The following is a 17517-nucleotide window of genomic DNA, read 5'->3' as shown; positions in this document are numbered from 1 at the left end:
TTTACATCACATAACCCTATTTTATTCTCTGCTTTAAAGTTTCATACATAAGTATACCAGCGGCGACAGAGGCATTTAAAGACGATATCTTTCCAACCATAGGTATTTTTAAAAGCACATCACATTTTTCTTTAGTAAGCTTGGATATTCCTCTTCCTTCACTACCTATAACCAAAGCTATCCGCCCATTTAGCTTAGACTCAAAGCAATAATTTTCACCTTTCATATCTGCCCCATAAATCCATATACCATGTTCCTTCAGCTCATCTATAGTACTATTTATATTTGAAACTTTGGCTATTCTCATATGTTCCACAGCACCTGCTGATGTCTTATAAACAATTGGAGTCACTCCTACATTTCTCCTTTTAGGTATTATAATTCCATGTACTCCACATGTTTCAGCAGTTCTTATTATGGAACCCAAATTATGTGGATCTTCTATTTGATCTAAAATTATTATAAATTCATTCTCTGATTTCTGAGAAGCAAAATCTAATATATCATATATATCACAATATTCGTATGGAGTAACCTGTGCTATTACCCCTTGATGTGAACCTGTTTGAGATAATCTATCCAGTTTTTTTCTATCAACGCGTTTAACTACTACTTTCTTCTCTTTAGCCAACTTTAATATAGTATTTATAGAACCTGAGATTTCTCCATTTGCAACAAACAATTGCTCTATGGTTTTATTTGATTTCAGTGTTTCAATTACAGCGTTCCTTCCTTCAATCATATCCTCCCTAAATGAATCATTTTTCATATCTTCAGATTTACTACTTCTAAATACCTTTTTCTTCTGCAATTACTCACCTTCTTTATACTTAGCTCTAACTTCCTCAATTTTACCACATGTCATATTGCCTTCAGAACATGAGCCATTCACACAAGATGGTCCACAATATTTAAATAATGTTGGTGCAACCTTCCTTACTTCAAGAAACATATTATAAGCTAGTTCTCTTATTTCCCATTGTGCTCTATTACAGCATCTATGCTTAAAGAAGTTAAACAAACTTCGCGCATTCATTGTCACTATAATTTTAGTTTCACATGCATTTGGAAATACATATCTGGCATCTTCAATTGCTTTTTTCTCAGCATCTTTAGCTTTTATTCCTTGATCAATATATTTATTTTTTAATATGTTCGATAACTCAACATATGATTGTGTTATATGCTCCATAGTCTTTATAAATGTTTCCCTGGCTTTTTCATCATTTTCTATTTCAGGTGGTATTATGTAATCAAATTTATTAAGCCTGACGTACCTTTGGCTTTGCTGCGAATAGGATGCTATTCTATGTCTTACAAGTTGATGAGTCAAGCTTCGTGAAACACCTTCAACTGCAAATGTAAAAGAAACATGCTCAACTACAGACTCATGACCATATGACATTAACCTATTTAAAAATTTCTCTACTTTTTCATCTGTTAAATTCTGCTCAATTTCATCTATTCCAACAGGACTATAACATAATTTTGCCGCCTCAGCCACAACTTTCTCTGGATTAGGCGTATGTTCAATCAATTTAACTTTTAGTTTCATTTTTCCCCTCCGATATCTTTAAGTCTACTACACGATTCATCAGATAGTTTAATCTCTCTTCTTCTTCCATTAGATATAAAAATCCTACGAGAGTTTCAAATCCAGTTGCCAGTCTGTACTCCCTCACATCTGCATTTTTAGGCACTGTACCAGACTTAGCATTTCTTCCCCGCTTAAATATATATAACTCTTCTTCTGTGAGTTCACTTTGTATTTTCTTTATAAATTCACTCTGAGCATGTGCTTTAACAAATTCTATTGTCCTTACATGTAATTTGTGTACTGACATTTCTGTGTTCTCTTCAACAAGATATGTTCTTACAAAAACCTCATATATTGAATCTCCAACAAATGCAAGGACAAGAGGACTTAAATTCAAAATATCCTTTTTTGTTAATTTACCTTTTATTAAAGAAAAATTCATTTAACTTCTCCAATCTATTCTATCAATCTATGGCACAGAAATAACTACATTTTCTTCCATCTAACTCCATTTGGTGTGTCTTCTAATATTATCCCCTGCTCTTTTAATTCGTCTCTTATCTTGTCTGAAAGGGCCCAATCTTTATTTTTTCTAGCTTGTTCTCTCTTATCTATTAATTCTTTAATTTCATCCTCAATATTCCCCTTTTTAGTTTTTTGAAGAATACCTAAAGGAGATCCTAACTCTCTTATTAAGTTCAAACAATATTGCATGAGTTCTTTTGAGGAATTTATATTAACATTCGTATTTATATCCTTAACCAAATCAAATATTACAGATATAGCATCTGCAGTATTAAAATCATCATCCATTTTTTCTATATACTTTTTCTTATATTCATCCAATGATTTAACATATTCTTTTTCACATTCTAATAAATCATTGACAACCGCTTTAGATAACAAACTTTCTAAATTTGTTATAGCATTATACAACCTATCTAATGCTGACTTTGTGGAATCCAAAAGCTCCATACTAAAATTAATTTGAGTTCTGTAATGCCCTGAAAGCATAAATAGCCTTAAAACATCAGCATCGTATTTTTCTAATATTTCTCTAGCAGTAAAGAAATTATTAAGTGATTTTGACATCTTCTGATTGTTTACATTTATAAATGCTGAGTGCATCCAATAATTTGCAAATTTCTTTCCGCTTCTTGCCTCGCTTTGAGCTATTTCATTCTCATGATGAGGAAATGCAAGATCTGCCCCACCTGCATGTATATCTATTGTTTCTCCAAGTAAATTATAAGCCATACATGAACATTCTATATGCCATCCGGGTCTTCCCATACCCCATGGGCTTTTCCATGCTGGTTCTCCTTCTTTTTGCTTTTTCCATATTGCAAAATCCATAGGATCTTTCTTTCTACTGTCAACATCTATTCTAGCCCCTAATTGGAGTTCATCCAAATTCTGTCCTGATAATTTACCATATTCCTTAAACTTCTTAGTACTGAAATACACATCACCATCTACATCATAAGCGTACCCTCCATCTATAAGATCAGATACAAACTCTATTATTTGGTCTATATACTCAGTTGCTCTAGGATTTACTGTGGCTCTTTCTATATTAAGATCATCTGCATCTTTATAGTATTCCTTTATAAATGTATCCCCTAATTGTTTTACTGTTATATTTTCTTCATTTGCCCTCTTTATCATTTTGTCGTCTATATCAGTAAAATTTTGAACAAATTTAACTTTATACCCTCTATATTCAAAATATCTTCTTACTGTATCAAATACTACAAATGTCCTCGCATTACCTATATGGAAAAAATTATATACAGTCGGGCCGCATACATACATTGACACTTGCCCTTTTTTTAAGGGAATAAATTCTTCTTTTTTTCTAGTCATTGTATTAAAAACTTTCATCAGTATTTCCCCCTTATCACGTATAATATTTATACATGCTTATTATTAATTAAATAATCTCTTAAATATTTTAACATATTATTATAACTTATTTAAGAGTAATTTAGATAAGTATATACTTAACAAATTAATCTCTTACCTTAAAATAATATTTAAATCATACATTCAAAGTAAGAGATTGATATTTTTCAATTACACTATTTGCTATAATCATATCCTCCGGTGTAGTTATCTTTATATTGTTATAACTTCCATCATACAAGTAAACTTTGTTCCCATAGTGCTCAATTACAGCTGTATCATCTGTAACCTTTATTCCATCTTCTTTTAATTTTCTATGACAGTCAAGAATCATATCATAATTAAAACACTGTGGCGTCTGAACACAGAAAAGCTTACTTCTATCAAGAGTACCTAATGAAAAACCAAGCTTATCTGCTATCTTTATTGTATCTTTAGGCCTAATTCCACAGGCACTTGCTCCATACCTTTCTGCATACTTTATACCATTTTTTATAATATTGTCTTCCACAAATGGCCTTGCAGCATCATGAATTAAAACTATATTACATTCATGACTTGGTACTGCATCTAAACCATTTAATACTGAATCTTGCCTTTCAGTACCACCTTTAACTATATCTACTATTTTGCCTATTTTAAATCTTTTTATTACATTTTCTCTGCAGTATTCTATTTTATCTTCTCCGCAGACTAAAATTATCCCATGAATAAGTTTATTTTTGGAAAATTCATGTAGTGAATAATACAAGACAGGCCTATCATCTAAATTTAAGAACTGCTTATTTACACGGCTTCCCATTCTCGTACCTTTCCCAGCTGCCAAAACAATGGCATAATTCTTTTTCATATTACACCTCACCTTTTTGTCTGGCAAATATCATTCTTCCAGCAGCTGTCTGTAATACAGAAGTAACTATTACATCTTTTGTCTTACCTATATGCTTTTTTCCGCCTTCAACTACTATCATTGTACCATCATCTAAATAAGCAACTCCCTGTCCAGATTCTTTACCATCTTTAACTATCTGTATTTTCATTTCTTCTCCAGGAAGAACTACTGGTTTTACAGCATTTGCTAATTCATTTATATTTAAAACAGGTACACCCTGAAATTCTGCTACTTTATTTAAATTATAATCATTAGTTATAACCTTGCCATTTAAAACTTGCGCTAATTTTAACAATTTATTATCTACCTCTGCTATATTTGGAAAATCTTTTTCATATATTTTTACATCCACATTAAGTTCTTTTTGAATTTTATTAAGTACATCTAATCCTCTTCTTCCTCTATTACGTTTAAGTCCATCGGAAGAATCGGCTATATGTCTAAGCTCTGCTAGTACAAAATTAGGTATTACTAATGTACCTTCAACAAATCCAGTCTGGCAAATATCAAATATCCTGCCATCTATTATTACAGATGTATCTAATACCTTCGGATCACCCTTATATTGAACTTTGCTCTTCTTTTCCTTATCTTTAACTGTAACGTTTCTCTTCAATGTTATATTTGAAAGCATCGATATCAATTCGTCTCTTCTTTTTATCGCAATATTGGCCCCAAGAACTGCCATAAGTATTGCTACAAGCACAGCTAACAGTGCACCTATGACTGGAATTTTTGATAGTACATTTACAAATAAAGCTGAAATAACAAGTCCAATTATTGCACCCAATGTTCCAGCTAGTATCTCTGTTGCTGGCAATTTTTGTAGACTTCTCTCTATATAATCCATAGTCTTTGTTATAGCAAGATTAATCCAGGGGGATAACAGAAATAAAATAATTCCAAATAAAACTGTACACAAAATTAAAAATAATAATGTTTTTATAGGACTATTGCTAAAATATCCAAGTCTTTCAAAATAGCTTGTATGAATTATACCATTACCAGAAAGGTATCCTAATATTGCACCTATAATTGTAAAAAGACCTCTTAAAACTTTCTTAAGCAACAGCCTCACCTCCTCTATTCTAATTATTAACAATTTTTGTATTTTAAATCCGTCAATACTTAATATATATTAATAAGTTGAACTTTTCAATAAAACTCCAACTATTTAATAAATTATTTACCTAATCCGCTCATTTTAATCATCATTTTATTGGCTTTAATCTAAAAGAGTTTAAAATACTTTTCCCTAATCTTCCGTGGATTTATTTAATACTCTCCCATTATAACACATTAACAGTAAATTCCTGCCACTAAATTTCCATTCTTATATTACAATTATTATAATAAATAATATATGTACAATTTTTGAATGGATTTCTTATTCTTATTATCAATTACTCCATTCATCCCCCTATTAATAAATTTTATATTGTTTTATTATATAAATTGAATTCAAAATTGTACTATACTTTATTGACAAAATTATCTAAAAAAAATTATAATTAACTTGTGATAATAACTTAAATCTTTATAAGGAGTTGAACCTGATGAAAGATGTAATTTTTGATGACTTTCAAAATGCAGTAGATGAATCGTTACTCAGACATAAGAGTATTATTGATATAATGACCAAATTTCAGGAATCTAATGGAAGAATTAATAGGGCAATTGCCAAATCAGTTACAAATTGCGGATGTATAAAAGTAAATGCTGTTAAACAATACTTTCCAACTGGTAAAGAGGATATGGATATTAAAGATTTGAAAAAATATCTCAAATCACATGTAGACGGAAAACTTTGTGATAATTGCAGAGATATATTAGAAAGAGAGATAGGTAATAATTTATTTTATCTTACATCCCTATGTAATATTTTAAATTTAAATTTATTTGACATTATACTTAAGGAATATGATAAGATGAACACTCTCGGTAAATATACTTTCAGATGATATTTTTCAAAACTCAAATTAGCACAAATAAACACTTTGTGCTAATTACTACTTTATTTGTCAATCATTATTTGTTCTCTTAAACGTCTCAAACCATTCTTTATGGCTCTTGCTCTTGCCTCTCCTATACCTTCAACATTATCAAGCTGTTCGTATGTGGCATTCATTACTCCTTCTAATTGCTTAAAATTTTTCACAAGGTTTTCTATTACAGTTGAAGGTATCCTCGGTATTTTATTCAACATCCTATAACCCCTTGGAGATATCAGAGTATCAACAAGCGGAACCCCTATATACCCTAAAGCTCTAGATATATAATCTAAATTCAATATTTCTTCTGATGTCATCTTCTGAATATTTTTATATATTTCATCATAAGCCATGTTGTCCTGACAATAATCCCTTATTAAAAATATTCCATCCTCTTCAACACTTCTTATCAATTCATTAAGCTGCATTGAAATAAGCCTTCCTTCATTTCCGAGTTCACATATATACCTTTCTATTTCTGAAACTATCCTCATAACCATTTCCGTTCTCTGAATTGCTGTCATAACATCAAATAATGTAACTAGATCCTGAAATTCAAGTACATTAAGATTAACAACAACTCTGTCTAATACAGATATATATTTTTCCAAAGTTTGAAGCGCCTGATTCGCTTTCGCCAAAATAACACTGCTATCTCTAAGTACATATTTGATGTTTCCTTTATATACCGTTATTATATTTCTTCTTTGCGATATCGCAATAACTATTGCTCCTATCTGTTTCGCAACTCTGTCTGCTGTTCTATGCCTGGTACCAGTTTCAAAAGTTTGCACATTTGATTCTGGTATAAGCTGTGCATTTGCACAAATTATTCTCTTTAAATCACTACTTAAAACTATTGCACCATCCATTTTGGCAAGTTCATATATATATGATGGACTATATTCAGAATTTATCTTAAACCCACCATCCACTATCTTTAATATCTGCTCACTATCACCTAGTACTATTAGTCCACCAGTTTTAGCTCTTAATATATTTTCAAGTCCATCTCTAAGTTGAGTTCCCGGTGCCAAAAGTTTAAGAATACTCTTAAGTTCTTTATCCTTTTCTAATCTCAATATTATCACCCTATACTAAAAAACTTTATTTATTGCTTCAACCAAGGAAGATACACTAATGACGTCAATATTCTTATTTTTTATTCTATCCTTATTTCTGTATGGTATTATAGCATTTTTAAATCCCATCTTTTCTGCCTCATTTACCAGCCTATCACAAAATGTCACAGGCCTAACCTCTCCTGTAAGACCTATCTCCCCAACTACAATAAGCCTTTCAAGTGAAATAGCCTTTGACTTTACACTTGACAAAAGAGCTAATGCCAATCCCAGGTCACCAAATGTTCCTTCTATATTTAATCCTCCTACTACATTAACATAAACATCACAATTGTAGAAGTAAACTCTTAATTTTTTTTCTAAAACTGCTAGTATTAAATTAAGTCGTAAATTATCCACACCAACAGCCGTTCTTCTTGGCATAACTGCCTTAGTTTCAGTTACAAGAGCTTGTATTTCAACAAGTATTGGTCTTGTTCCTTCAATTACACCTATTACAATAGAGCCTTCTTTTTGAAAGCCCGCTTCTTCTAAAAAAACAGCTGACGGATTTAATATTTGTTTAAGGCCCTCTTGCGACATCTCAAATACACCAATTTCACTAGTGTTACCAAAACGATTTTTTATTGTTCTAAGAATTCTAAATTCCTGAGTTCTCTCGCCTTCAAAGGAAAGTACAGTATCAACCATATGCTCTAAAACCCTAGGTCCTGCTAATTCTCCTTGTTTAGTTATGTGTGCTACTATAAAAAACGGTATATTCTGAGTTTTGCCTATACTCATAATATCGTTTGAATTTTGCCGTACTTGAGATACACTTCCCGGCGCTGAAGTCATTGATTGTTTGAAAAGTGTTTGTATTGAATCTATAATAACAAATACAGGATTAGTATTTGTTATATGTTCTTTTATTTTATCCATATTGGTTTCTGAAATTACGTAAAGGTCTTTTGATAGAACATTTAATCTATCTCCACGCATTTTTATCTGTTCCTCAGATTCTTCTCCTGATACATATAGAACTTTACCATATCTACCCGCAATGTTATTGGCTGCCTGCAGAAGAAGAGTTGATTTCCCTATTCCAGGTGCTCCTGAGATCAAAGTAAGAGATCCTTTAACTATTCCTCCTCCTAAAACTCTGTTTAACTCAGATATTCCAGTATCTAATCTTTCATATTCACCTGATTTAATACTTACTATACTACGTGGTTCATTATTAAGAATTACACTCTGCTTCGTAGAAATCTTTTCTTCTTTAACTTCTTCCACCATACTGTTCCATGTATTACAATTGGGACATTTTCCAAGCCACTTTAATGATTCATATCCACACTCCTGACAAACAAAAACACTTTTGCTCTTTGCCATTAAACCTACCACCTATCGCTAAATTTAATATTATCTATTGTATTTTCTTCTATTATTAATAATAATCAAATATTAATAATAATCAAAATTTAAAAAAATATTTCCTTTATTATAATTTATTTTTAGCTTTATTTAAACCTATTAATTTAAAATCACAAAAATACTATCAAACCCATAAAAATTATAATGGATTTGATAGTATAAATATTAATTATCGCAACTTATAAACTCTAAATTATTGCTATCACTAACTTTCACCTTAACAGTGTCGCCTCTTTTAACATTTCCCTTTAACATTTCCTCTGAGAGTTTATCCTCCACAGTTTTTGTTATAGCACGCCTTAAAGGTCGTGCACCATAGGTTAAGTCAGTTCCCTTCTCAGCAAGGAATTTCTGAGAGTCTTCACTAAATTCGAGCGTTATATCCTGTTCCTTAAGTCTTTTAGTAACTGTTTTTAACATTAGTTTGACAATTTTTTGAAGATCATTTTCCTGAAGTTGATGGAATACTATTATATCATCTATTCTATTTAAAAACTCAGGTCTAAAGGATCTTTTGAGTTCTTCCATAATATTATCCTTCATTTTTTCATATTCATCCATAAATGCTGAGTTATCATCAAGCGAAAATCCCATAGATTTCTGCTTCTTTATAGTAGATGCTCCTACATTGGAAGTCATAATTATTATAGTATTTTTAAAATTTATAGTCTTTCCTTTTCCATCGGTAAGTCTTCCATCTTCAAGTATTTGAAGTAATATATTAAATACATCCGGATGAGCTTTCTCTATTTCATCAAACAATACTACAGAGTAAGGGTTTCTCCTTACCTTTTCTGTAAGCTGTCCTCCTTCCTCAAATCCAACATATCCTGGAGGTGATCCAATAAGTCTTGAGACTGTATGCTTTTCCATATACTCGGACATATCTACTCTTATCATATTATTTTCATCGCCAAACATAGCTTCCGCAAGCGCTTTAGATAGTTCAGTCTTTCCAACTCCTGTAGGTCCTAAAAATATAAACGACCCAATTGGTCTATTAGGGTCCTTTAATCCAACTCTTGCTCTCCTTACAGCTCTTGCTATAGATTTTACGGCTTCATCCTGCCCCACAACTCGATTATGAAGTATTTCCTCAAGTTTTAATAATTTTTCTGATTCTTTTTCAGTAAGTTTTTCTACTGGTATATTAGTCCATCTAGATACTGCTCCTGCTATCTGCGCCTCTCCAACAGTAAGAGCCGATACTTGTTTTTCTGTCTTCCAATTTTTCTTTAAATCCTCAAGTTTACTCTTCATTCCTTTTTCTTTATCTCTAAGTTTTGCAGCTTTTTCAAAATCCTGAACTCTTATAGCATCTTCTTTTTCTTTAGTTATATTATTAAGATCAGACTCTAAATTCTTCAAATCAGGTGGAGCAACCAAATTTTCAATTCTAAGTTTAGCTGCTGCCTCATCCATTAGATCTATAGCTTTATCTGGCAAATATCTATCTGTTATATATCTATCTGATAAATTAACTGCTGCATCTATTGCCTTATCCGTTATCTTTACTCTGTGATGTGCCTCATACTTATCTCTAAGCCCTTTTAAAATCAGCACAGCCTCTTCCTTAGTTGGTTCACCTACTACTATAGGCTGAAATCTTCTTTCAAGGGCTGAATCCTTTTCTATATATTTCCTGTACTCATCTATAGTTGTAGCACCAATACACTGAATTTCTCCTCTTGCTAGTGCAGGTTTCAATATATTAGATGCATCTATTGCTCCCTCAGCTGCTCCTGCTCCTATTATAGTATGAATTTCATCTATAAATAATATTATATCGCCTGATTTTCTTATTTCAGCCATAACTTTCTTTAATCTTTCCTCAAATTCTCCCCTATATTTTGAACCAGCAACCATTGACGAAAGCTCTAAAGTCACAACTCTTTTATCCTTCAAAATTTCAGGTATATTACCAGATATAATCTTTTGAGCTAGTCCTTCAGCTATAGCAGTTTTTCCAACTCCAGGATCTCCTATAAGACATGGATTATTTTTAGTCCTTCTGCATAATATTTCAAGTACTCTTTGCGTTTCCTTATCTCTGCCTATTACAGGATCAAGTTTTCCTTCCTTAGCCATATTGGTTAAATCTCTTCCAAATTGATCTAGTGTAGGAGTAGGTTCACCTGCATTCTTATTTACATCTCCAGCTGATGTATTTTGTTCACCAGAAAGTACATCTATAAGATCTTTTCTAAGCTTATCAAAATCAGCTCCAAGATTATTTAGAATTGTAAAGGCAACTCCTTCGCCCTCTCTTATAAGTGCAAGTAATATATGCTCTGGACTTATATAATTATGGTTTAAATTGCGAGCTTCAAACAAACTTAACTCAAGAAGCCTTTTTGTTCTAGGAGTAAGGGGTATTTCATTTTTATATAAATCCATATCCCCTTTTCCTTCATATTCTTCTATTAAACCTCTGACATCATCCACAGTTATATTTATATTACTCATTAATTTTTCAGCTATGCCATCTTCTCTTAATATTCCCAAAAGTATATGCTCAGTTCCAACATATCCATGTCTAAGATTTTGAGCTTCCTCTTGTGCATAAAACAATACTTTTTGAGCTCTTTCAGTAAATCTTCCAAACATCATAATCTTTTCACCTTCCTTTTAACTACTTTTTAATTAAAGTTTCCCTAACCATTTTTGCTCTATCAAAACTTTTCTTTTCCTCAGTTGAATTTTGAAGCTTTGAATCATTTATCAAAAGGCATTGAGTTTTTACCAATAATTTATTTAACATAATCAAATCAACGTCCTTAATTATTCCCATTTCTACTCCTAACCTTACATCAGATAAAAACCTAAGACATTCATCCGAGTTTAGAAGTACAGCCGATTTTAATATCCCCAGTGCTCTATATATTCTGTCTTCTATATTATACTTATAAGTCTTAAAAATAGTATCCCTGGCAATAACTTCCTCATTTATAATCTGATTTACGACGCCACTTAAATTATTTATTATTTCTCTTTCATCCAATCCAAGACTTATTTGATTTGATATCTGATAAATATTTCCGTAAATTTTAGAACCTTCCCCATAAAGTCCCCTTATAGTCATACCAACTTGACTTATTGCATTTAATATGCCTGCTATCTTGTTGCTAATAGACAATGCGGGAAGATGTATCATAACAGATGCTCTAAGACCAGTTCCAATATTTGTAGGGCAAGCAGTTAGATATCCGAGTTTTTCATCAAATGCATAGTTTAAGTTTTGCTCTAATAAATCATCTATTTTATCTGAATAATCATATGCCCCTTCTAAATTAAAACCGGCAGTTATACATTGAATTCTTATATGATCTTCCTCATTTATCATAATACTAGTAGTTTCATCATCATCTAATATAAATGCACCTTTTGAGCTATTATCTAAAAGATTTTTACTTATAAGGTGTTTATCAAAAAATACTCTATTAGAAGCAGGATCACTTTCCCACAAATATTTCGTAGTAAATTTATCTTTCATAATCTGAGATTTATAAAAAGCATCTTCTACTAAATTTACTATCTCTTTTCCCTTTTCTTCATTTAACATGTGTGGAAATGGGACTGCACCAATATTTCTAGCAAGCCTTATTCTACTACTTAATACAAGCTTATTCTCAGTTCTATTTGAATTGATCCAATTCTCCATAACAATCCGTCACCACCTATTTCTTATTGATTTCTTTTATTTCATCTCTAATTTTAGCTGCCTCTTCATATTCTTCATTTTCTATACATTTCTGCAGTTCATGTTTAAGTTGTTCTATTTTCTTTCTGCATATAATATTATTGCCTATCCTCTTAGGTATCTTACCCGTATGTTCTAAATTCCCCTGTACTCTTTTTATCACAGGAATCAAAGTTGAACCAAAATTCTTATAACAATCACTACACCCAAGTAATCCCGTTCTTTTAAATTCTTCAAAGTTTAAATTGCACTTACTGCAAGTAACATTAAAATTACGTTGAGTTGCATTATTAGAATTAGATATATAGTCCATCATTCCACTTAATACATTCTGGAAAGTAAATGGTGATGAAAAAAAATCTACCTGGGGAACAAAATTAAATTCTGTATTTTCATGTGCACATTTTTCACATAAATTAAATTCCTGTTTGACTCCATTTATTACTCTTGTTATATGAACAGTAGCTTCATTTTTTTTACAAAAATCACAAAGCATAATATCACCTCTTAAAAATAAAGTTATATGTCACTTAATAATACTAACATTGCTGATTTTAATATATTTGCTCTTAACAGATTTTTATTTTCCTGAAATGAACTTAAAGTTCTGTCATTTATAACTGCCTTTAATATATAAAATTCTCTTTTAGTTATAATTTCTGATTCAAATAATCCACTTATTATTCGAAGGGCAGAATTATATGTTATATTATCTCCAATTTTATCATTTATAATTTCACTAAGTGATTGATTGTCATTTAATTCTACCTTTCTGATTATTATACAGCCTCCACCACCCCTTCTGCTTTCTACGTAATACCCTTTATCTGCAGTAAACCTAGTTGTAAGGACATAATTTATTTGTGAAGGGGCACAACTAAAATAATTTGCAAGTTCATTTCTAACTATTTGAAGTTCACTTTCATTATTATCATCCATCATCTGTTTTATAAAATCTTCTATTACATCTGATAATCTTGCCATAAAAACACCTTCTTGACTTTGCCTTTCTTTGACCTTAATTACATGATATTATTTTTACTATATAATTTCAATACATATATGTTACTAAATTCAGCAGTATAATTTTAAAATTTAAAATTATATTCATTTATATATCATACATTAGATGTTTTCTTCTATTTAATATAGGGTTTGTAATTCTAAGCTTAACTTATGCACAGGTCGGGATTTCTAAAATTTAGGCACATTAAAAAATTTTGTAGTAAGTCTTAGCGCAGCGAGTTTATATAATCTGCTTAGATTTTTATGAACGTAAGCTTAGACTTACTAGAAATTTTTTACGTGACGTATTTTGGAAATCCCGGCCGGAGTATAAGTTAAGCTTTCATTTATAAACCCTATTAAATTTGCATCATTGCAATCGCCACTGTCCCTATCAATCCACTATCGTCACCTAAACCTGCCTTTACTATTTTACACGTTTTAGACATTGGTAAAAAGCATCTCTTATTTACCACATTTCTAATTTTATCAAAAACTATTTTTCCACCCCTTGATACACCTCCGCCTATTACTACAACATCAGGGTTAAACATGGTAACTAAATTAGCTACCCCTATTCCTAAAAAATTAAGGCTTCTATCTAATATATCCTTGGAGATCTTATCTCCATTTTCAGCTTCCTTAAAAACTTCAGCAGAGGTAATTATATCATATTTTAAAAGGGAAGTATCTTTACCATCTCTTATAAATTTCAGTGCTTGATCTCTTATAGCTGTTCCAGATGATAGAGATTCAAGACAACCGTAATTTCCGCAATTACACTTAGGACCATCCGGAATAATAGTCATATGTCCTATTTCAAGTGCATTATAGCTGCTTCCATGATAAAGTTTCCCATCTAGAACTGCTCCTCCACCTACGCCTGTACTTATAGTTATATAAATCATATTTTTGCTTCCTTTTCCTGATCCAAACATAAATTCACCAATTGCAGCTGCATTGGCATCATTTTCAAGGTAAGTCCTTATTCCATAAGCATCTTGAATCTTCTTTACAATATTGAAATTTTCAAATGGCAGGTTAGGCGTATTTAGAATAACTCCCTTATTTATATCAATTGGCCCTGGAGCCGCTATTGATATAGATTCTATATCTATAATTTTGCTATTCGAATTTTGAATGACATTATCAATAACAAGCTTTATATTTTTAAACACTTCATCAGAGCCTTTCTGTGAATTCGTATCCATCTTATATTTACTTAATATATTTCCTTTATTATCAGCAATTGCCCCCCTAATTCTAGTTCCTCCTAGATCTACGCCAACTACATAACTATTTATACTCATGCTGTTATTCCCCCAACTCTAAAAAGTCGACTTTTATTTATTATACTATAAATTAATATTACTTCTATAAATATTTCTTATTAGCATTTATATAATATCTACCATTGGATCCTTTTGACATTCGTGTCGTATTAAAATTATTTTTTTCTAATATTTTATAAATCATGTTGACATCACTATCATTTTCGCTATCTAAGGTTACTATAAGATTATCATTTTCATTAACTATAGCCATATAATCGTCAATACTGCTGTAGTCCATTAGACGTATTTTGCCATTTATATTTATTTGGTATTGTGACATAAAGCATCTCCTCAAATATGAAATTTCAATTTAAATATAATATTATTTTCCGTTATATATTATTAAAATATTCAACAATTTATAACTCTAAAAAAAGGCACTATTAGAATTATTTAATCATAATAGTGTCTTTTATAGTCTATTCAGTAATTTTTAATTCAGTACTATTTATTATTTTATTTGCTTCAATTTCTGGAACCTCTTCATATCTTTCAAATCTCATTGTAAAATTCCCCCTGGCTTGGGTCATTGATCTCAAATCTGTAGCATATTTAAACATCTCTGCCTGTGGAACCTCCACTATTATTCTTTGATCCTTGCCACATGGCTCCATTCCTAAAACTCTACCCCTTTTCTTATTTATATCTCCTATTATATCTCCCATATATTCATCTGGAACTACTATTTCAGCATGCATTACTGGTTCTAAAAGTATTGATTCTGCTGCCACAAGTCCTTTTTTATATGCTATCGAAGATGCAACCTTAAAAGCCATTTCGGACGAATCAACTGAATGATACGAACCATCATGTAGTGTGGCTTTGAGCCCTATAACCGGATATCCTGCGAGCACTCCATGTTTTACACAATCCTTTAATCCTTTTTCGACTGCTGGTATATACTGTCTCGGGACAACTCCTCCTACTACTTTATCAACGAACATAAGATCTGTCTCACCATCATTCCTTGGCTCGAATTTTATCACTACATCACCATATTGACCATGTCCACCTGACTGCTTTTTATGTTTTCCTTGGACATCCGATACTTTTTTAATAGTTTCTCTATAGAGGACTTTAGGATATCTAAGTTCAACTTCAGTTCCAAATTTGCCTTTAAGTTTCGATGCTATTACATCTAGATGTGTCTCACCAAGACCCGAAATTATAGTTTCAGCATTCTCCACATCTTGTGATACTTTAAAGGTCGGATCTTCTTCAACAAGTTTATTTAGGCCATTTGATATCTTATCTTCATCGTTTTTTGATTTAGGTATTACTGCCATGGATATTACAGATTGTGGAAAATTTATATTATTAAAAACAATGGCATCCTCTTTAGAACATAATGTATCTCCTGTAGAAGTAAATTGTAATTTTGAAACCGCTCCTATATCTCCAGCTATAATTTCATCCGTTTGTATCTGCTGTTTTCCCTTTAAGTAATACATGCTTCCTATTTTTTCACTTTTCTCTTTATTAGAATTATATACCATTGAATCTGATTTCATCTTACCGGTGATAACTCTAAAAAGAGAAAGTTTACCTACAAATGGATCAGCTATAGTTTTAAATACAAAAGCAGACAGAGGTGCCTTATCATCTATCTTAACTTCCATTTTTAAATTATCATCAGCATATCCATCTAAAATTGATGATTTTTCTGGAGAAGGAAAACATTCTACTATATCCTCAATCAATGTTTCAATTCCGATAGACTTTACAGCAGAACCACACATAACTGGCGCTATATCACCATTTGCACACCCATTTATAAGGCCTGAGTATATCTCATCATCTGTTAAGCTCCCATCTTCAAAATATTTATCTAAAAGCTTTTCGTCCGTTTCCGCAACAGCTTCAATAAGCATATTTTTACAATCTTTAATCTTAGGTACAAGTTCTTTAGGTATCTTAACCTCCTTCATAAAATTACTGTCTTTATCAAATACTCGTGCTCTTCCTGATATTATATTTACAACACCTATAAAACTTTCCTCACTTCCTATAGGATACTGTACAGGAATAACTGACATTCCAAATTTACTTTTTAACTGTGAAAATACTTTATCAAAATTGGAATTTTCTCTATCAAGTTTGTTTATATAAAATGCTCGAGGAAGTTTATATTCATTTACATAATCCCATGACTTTTCAGTTCCAACCTGTACTCCAGAAACACCTGATGCAACAATTAGTGCTACATCAACAGCTTTTAATCCTTCATATACCTCGCCCACGAAGTCAAAATATCCTGGCATATCAACCAAATTAATTTTTATATCATTCCATTCACATGGTATTATTGATGTAGCCAAAGAAATCCTTCTCTTTTTCTCTTCAGTATCGTAATCACTAATAGTATTGCCATCTTCTGTTCTACCAAATCTATCGGTTCCTCCTGTATAATAAAGTATAGCTTCTGTTAAAGTAGTTTTACCTGAACCACTATGACCTATTACACCTACATTTCTTAAATTTCCAGTTGCATAATTTTTCATGAGTAATTCCTCCTCTTACTTTCACTTAGATATATAATTCTATTTTAATATTGAAAATCCTGTTAAGTTAATTAAATTTTCTAAATTATTAGATTAAATTATTATTAATTTTTTTATATTATAAAAATAAAAAGTTATAGAATAAGATATTATTTCT

General features: G+C 31.2%; 16 protein-coding genes. 1 reads left to right on the top strand and 15 read right to left on the bottom strand.

What is annotated here, in order from left to right; genetic code table 11:
* Nucleotides 1-16 precede the first annotated feature (16 nt).
* From rlmB to D4Z93_RS01180, 6 genes are all read right to left on the bottom strand, one after another.
* Nucleotides 17-769: a 23S rRNA (guanosine(2251)-2'-O)-methyltransferase RlmB gene (rlmB, locus tag D4Z93_RS01205; protein WP_119974176.1), complete on the bottom strand. Its 753-nt coding sequence runs from the start codon at nucleotides 767-769 to the stop codon at nucleotides 17-19.
* A gap of 42 nt (nucleotides 770-811) precedes the next feature.
* Nucleotides 812-1555: an FAD-dependent thymidylate synthase gene (gene thyX, locus D4Z93_RS01200; RefSeq protein ID WP_119969945.1), complete on the bottom strand. Its 744-nt coding sequence runs from the start codon at nucleotides 1553-1555 to the stop codon at nucleotides 812-814.
* Nucleotides 1539-1979 (bottom strand): Mini-ribonuclease 3, encoded by a 441-nt coding sequence (locus D4Z93_RS01195; RefSeq protein WP_119969944.1) that lies wholly within the window; start codon nucleotides 1977-1979, stop codon nucleotides 1539-1541. Before D4Z93_RS01195 ends, thyX begins: the two co-directional genes overlap by 17 nt.
* 44 nt (nucleotides 1980-2023) lie before the next feature.
* On the bottom strand, nucleotides 2024-3421 hold the full coding sequence (cysS, locus tag D4Z93_RS01190; RefSeq protein WP_119969943.1) for a cysteine--tRNA ligase: 1398 nt from the start codon (nucleotides 3419-3421) through the stop codon (nucleotides 2024-2026).
* Nucleotides 3422-3578: 157 nt separating this feature from the next.
* A complete protein-coding gene (gene ispD / locus D4Z93_RS01185; RefSeq protein ID WP_119969942.1) occupies nucleotides 3579-4292 on the bottom strand; it encodes a 2-C-methyl-D-erythritol 4-phosphate cytidylyltransferase in 714 nt (237 codons plus the stop codon).
* Between the two features lies 1 nt (nucleotide 4293).
* A complete protein-coding gene (locus tag D4Z93_RS01180; RefSeq protein WP_119969941.1) occupies nucleotides 4294-5403 on the bottom strand; it encodes a PIN/TRAM domain-containing protein in 1110 nt (369 codons plus the stop codon).
* A gap of 487 nt (nucleotides 5404-5890) precedes the next feature.
* Between D4Z93_RS01180 and D4Z93_RS01175 the strand changes: the two genes are divergently transcribed.
* Nucleotides 5891-6295 (top strand): nucleoside triphosphate pyrophosphohydrolase family protein, encoded by a 405-nt coding sequence (locus D4Z93_RS01175; RefSeq protein WP_119969940.1) that lies wholly within the window; start codon nucleotides 5891-5893, stop codon nucleotides 6293-6295.
* A gap of 53 nt (nucleotides 6296-6348) precedes the next feature.
* On the opposite strand, the gene disA is transcribed toward D4Z93_RS01175, so the two are convergent.
* From disA to fusA, 9 genes are all read right to left on the bottom strand, one after another.
* Nucleotides 6349-7407, bottom strand: a complete 1059-nt coding sequence (gene disA / locus D4Z93_RS01170; RefSeq protein WP_119969939.1) for a DNA integrity scanning diadenylate cyclase DisA — start codon at nucleotides 7405-7407, stop codon at nucleotides 6349-6351.
* 15 nt (nucleotides 7408-7422) lie between these two features.
* Nucleotides 7423-8778 (bottom strand): DNA repair protein RadA, encoded by a 1356-nt coding sequence (gene radA / locus D4Z93_RS01165; protein WP_119969938.1) that lies wholly within the window; start codon nucleotides 8776-8778, stop codon nucleotides 7423-7425.
* A 207-nt stretch (nucleotides 8779-8985) separates the two neighbouring features.
* Nucleotides 8986-11430 (bottom strand): ATP-dependent Clp protease ATP-binding subunit, encoded by a 2445-nt coding sequence (locus tag D4Z93_RS01160; RefSeq protein WP_119969937.1) that lies wholly within the window; start codon nucleotides 11428-11430, stop codon nucleotides 8986-8988.
* A 22-nt stretch (nucleotides 11431-11452) separates the two neighbouring features.
* A complete protein-coding gene (locus D4Z93_RS01155; protein ID WP_119969936.1) occupies nucleotides 11453-12481 on the bottom strand; it encodes a protein arginine kinase in 1029 nt (342 codons plus the stop codon).
* Between the two features lie 16 nt (nucleotides 12482-12497).
* Entirely contained in the window at nucleotides 12498-13016 is a 519-nt protein-coding gene (locus D4Z93_RS01150) for a UvrB/UvrC motif-containing protein (protein ID WP_119969935.1), read from the bottom strand.
* 23 nt (nucleotides 13017-13039) lie between these two features.
* Nucleotides 13040-13504, bottom strand: a complete 465-nt coding sequence (locus D4Z93_RS01145) for a CtsR family transcriptional regulator (protein ID WP_119969934.1) — start codon at nucleotides 13502-13504, stop codon at nucleotides 13040-13042.
* A gap of 380 nt (nucleotides 13505-13884) precedes the next feature.
* Nucleotides 13885-14829, bottom strand: a complete 945-nt coding sequence (locus tag D4Z93_RS01140) for an ROK family protein (RefSeq protein ID WP_199798420.1) — start codon at nucleotides 14827-14829, stop codon at nucleotides 13885-13887.
* Nucleotides 14830-14899: 70 nt separating this feature from the next.
* On the bottom strand, nucleotides 14900-15139 hold the full coding sequence (locus D4Z93_RS01135) for a hypothetical protein (RefSeq protein ID WP_119969932.1): 240 nt from the start codon (nucleotides 15137-15139) through the stop codon (nucleotides 14900-14902).
* A 139-nt stretch (nucleotides 15140-15278) separates the two neighbouring features.
* A complete protein-coding gene (gene fusA, locus D4Z93_RS01130; protein ID WP_119969931.1) occupies nucleotides 15279-17360 on the bottom strand; it encodes an elongation factor G in 2082 nt (693 codons plus the stop codon).
* Nucleotides 17361-17517 lie beyond the last annotated feature (157 nt).

Origin of the sequence: Clostridium fermenticellae (genome assembly GCF_003600355.1) — a bacterium.
GTDB classification, from domain to species: Bacteria; Bacillota; Clostridia; order Clostridiales; family Clostridiaceae; genus Clostridium_AV; species Clostridium_AV fermenticellae.
Note: the sequence above shows the minus strand (reverse complement) of the source record. Positions and strands in the feature narration are given on the sequence as shown.

Coding starts and splice junctions, on each gene's coding strand:
- rlmB (WP_119974176.1), bottom strand. CDS start 769: ATGAAAAATGATTCATTTAGGGAGGATATGATTGAAGGAAGGAACGCT.
- thyX (WP_119969945.1), bottom strand. CDS start 1,555: ATGAAACTAAAAGTTAAATTGATTGAACATACGCCTAATCCAGAGAAA.
- D4Z93_RS01195 (WP_119969944.1), bottom strand. CDS start 1,979: ATGAATTTTTCTTTAATAAAAGGTAAATTAACAAAAAAGGATATTTTG.
- cysS (WP_119969943.1), bottom strand. CDS start 3,421: ATGAAAGTTTTTAATACAATGACTAGAAAAAAAGAAGAATTTATTCCC.
- ispD (WP_119969942.1), bottom strand. CDS start 4,292: ATGAAAAAGAATTATGCCATTGTTTTGGCAGCTGGGAAAGGTACGAGA.
- D4Z93_RS01175 (WP_119969940.1), top strand. CDS start 5,891: ATGAAAGATGTAATTTTTGATGACTTTCAAAATGCAGTAGATGAATCG.
- radA (WP_119969938.1), bottom strand. CDS start 8,778: ATGGCAAAGAGCAAAAGTGTTTTTGTTTGTCAGGAGTGTGGATATGAA.
- D4Z93_RS01160 (WP_119969937.1), bottom strand. CDS start 11,430: ATGATGTTTGGAAGATTTACTGAAAGAGCTCAAAAAGTATTGTTTTAT.
- D4Z93_RS01155 (WP_119969936.1), bottom strand. CDS start 12,481: ATGGAGAATTGGATCAATTCAAATAGAACTGAGAATAAGCTTGTATTA.
- D4Z93_RS01150 (WP_119969935.1), bottom strand. CDS start 13,016: ATGCTTTGTGATTTTTGTAAAAAAAATGAAGCTACTGTTCATATAACA.
- D4Z93_RS01145 (WP_119969934.1), bottom strand. CDS start 13,504: ATGGCAAGATTATCAGATGTAATAGAAGATTTTATAAAACAGATGATG.
- D4Z93_RS01135 (WP_119969932.1), bottom strand. CDS start 15,139: ATGTCACAATACCAAATAAATATAAATGGCAAAATACGTCTAATGGAC.
- fusA (WP_119969931.1), bottom strand. CDS start 17,360: ATGAAAAATTATGCAACTGGAAATTTAAGAAATGTAGGTGTAATAGGT.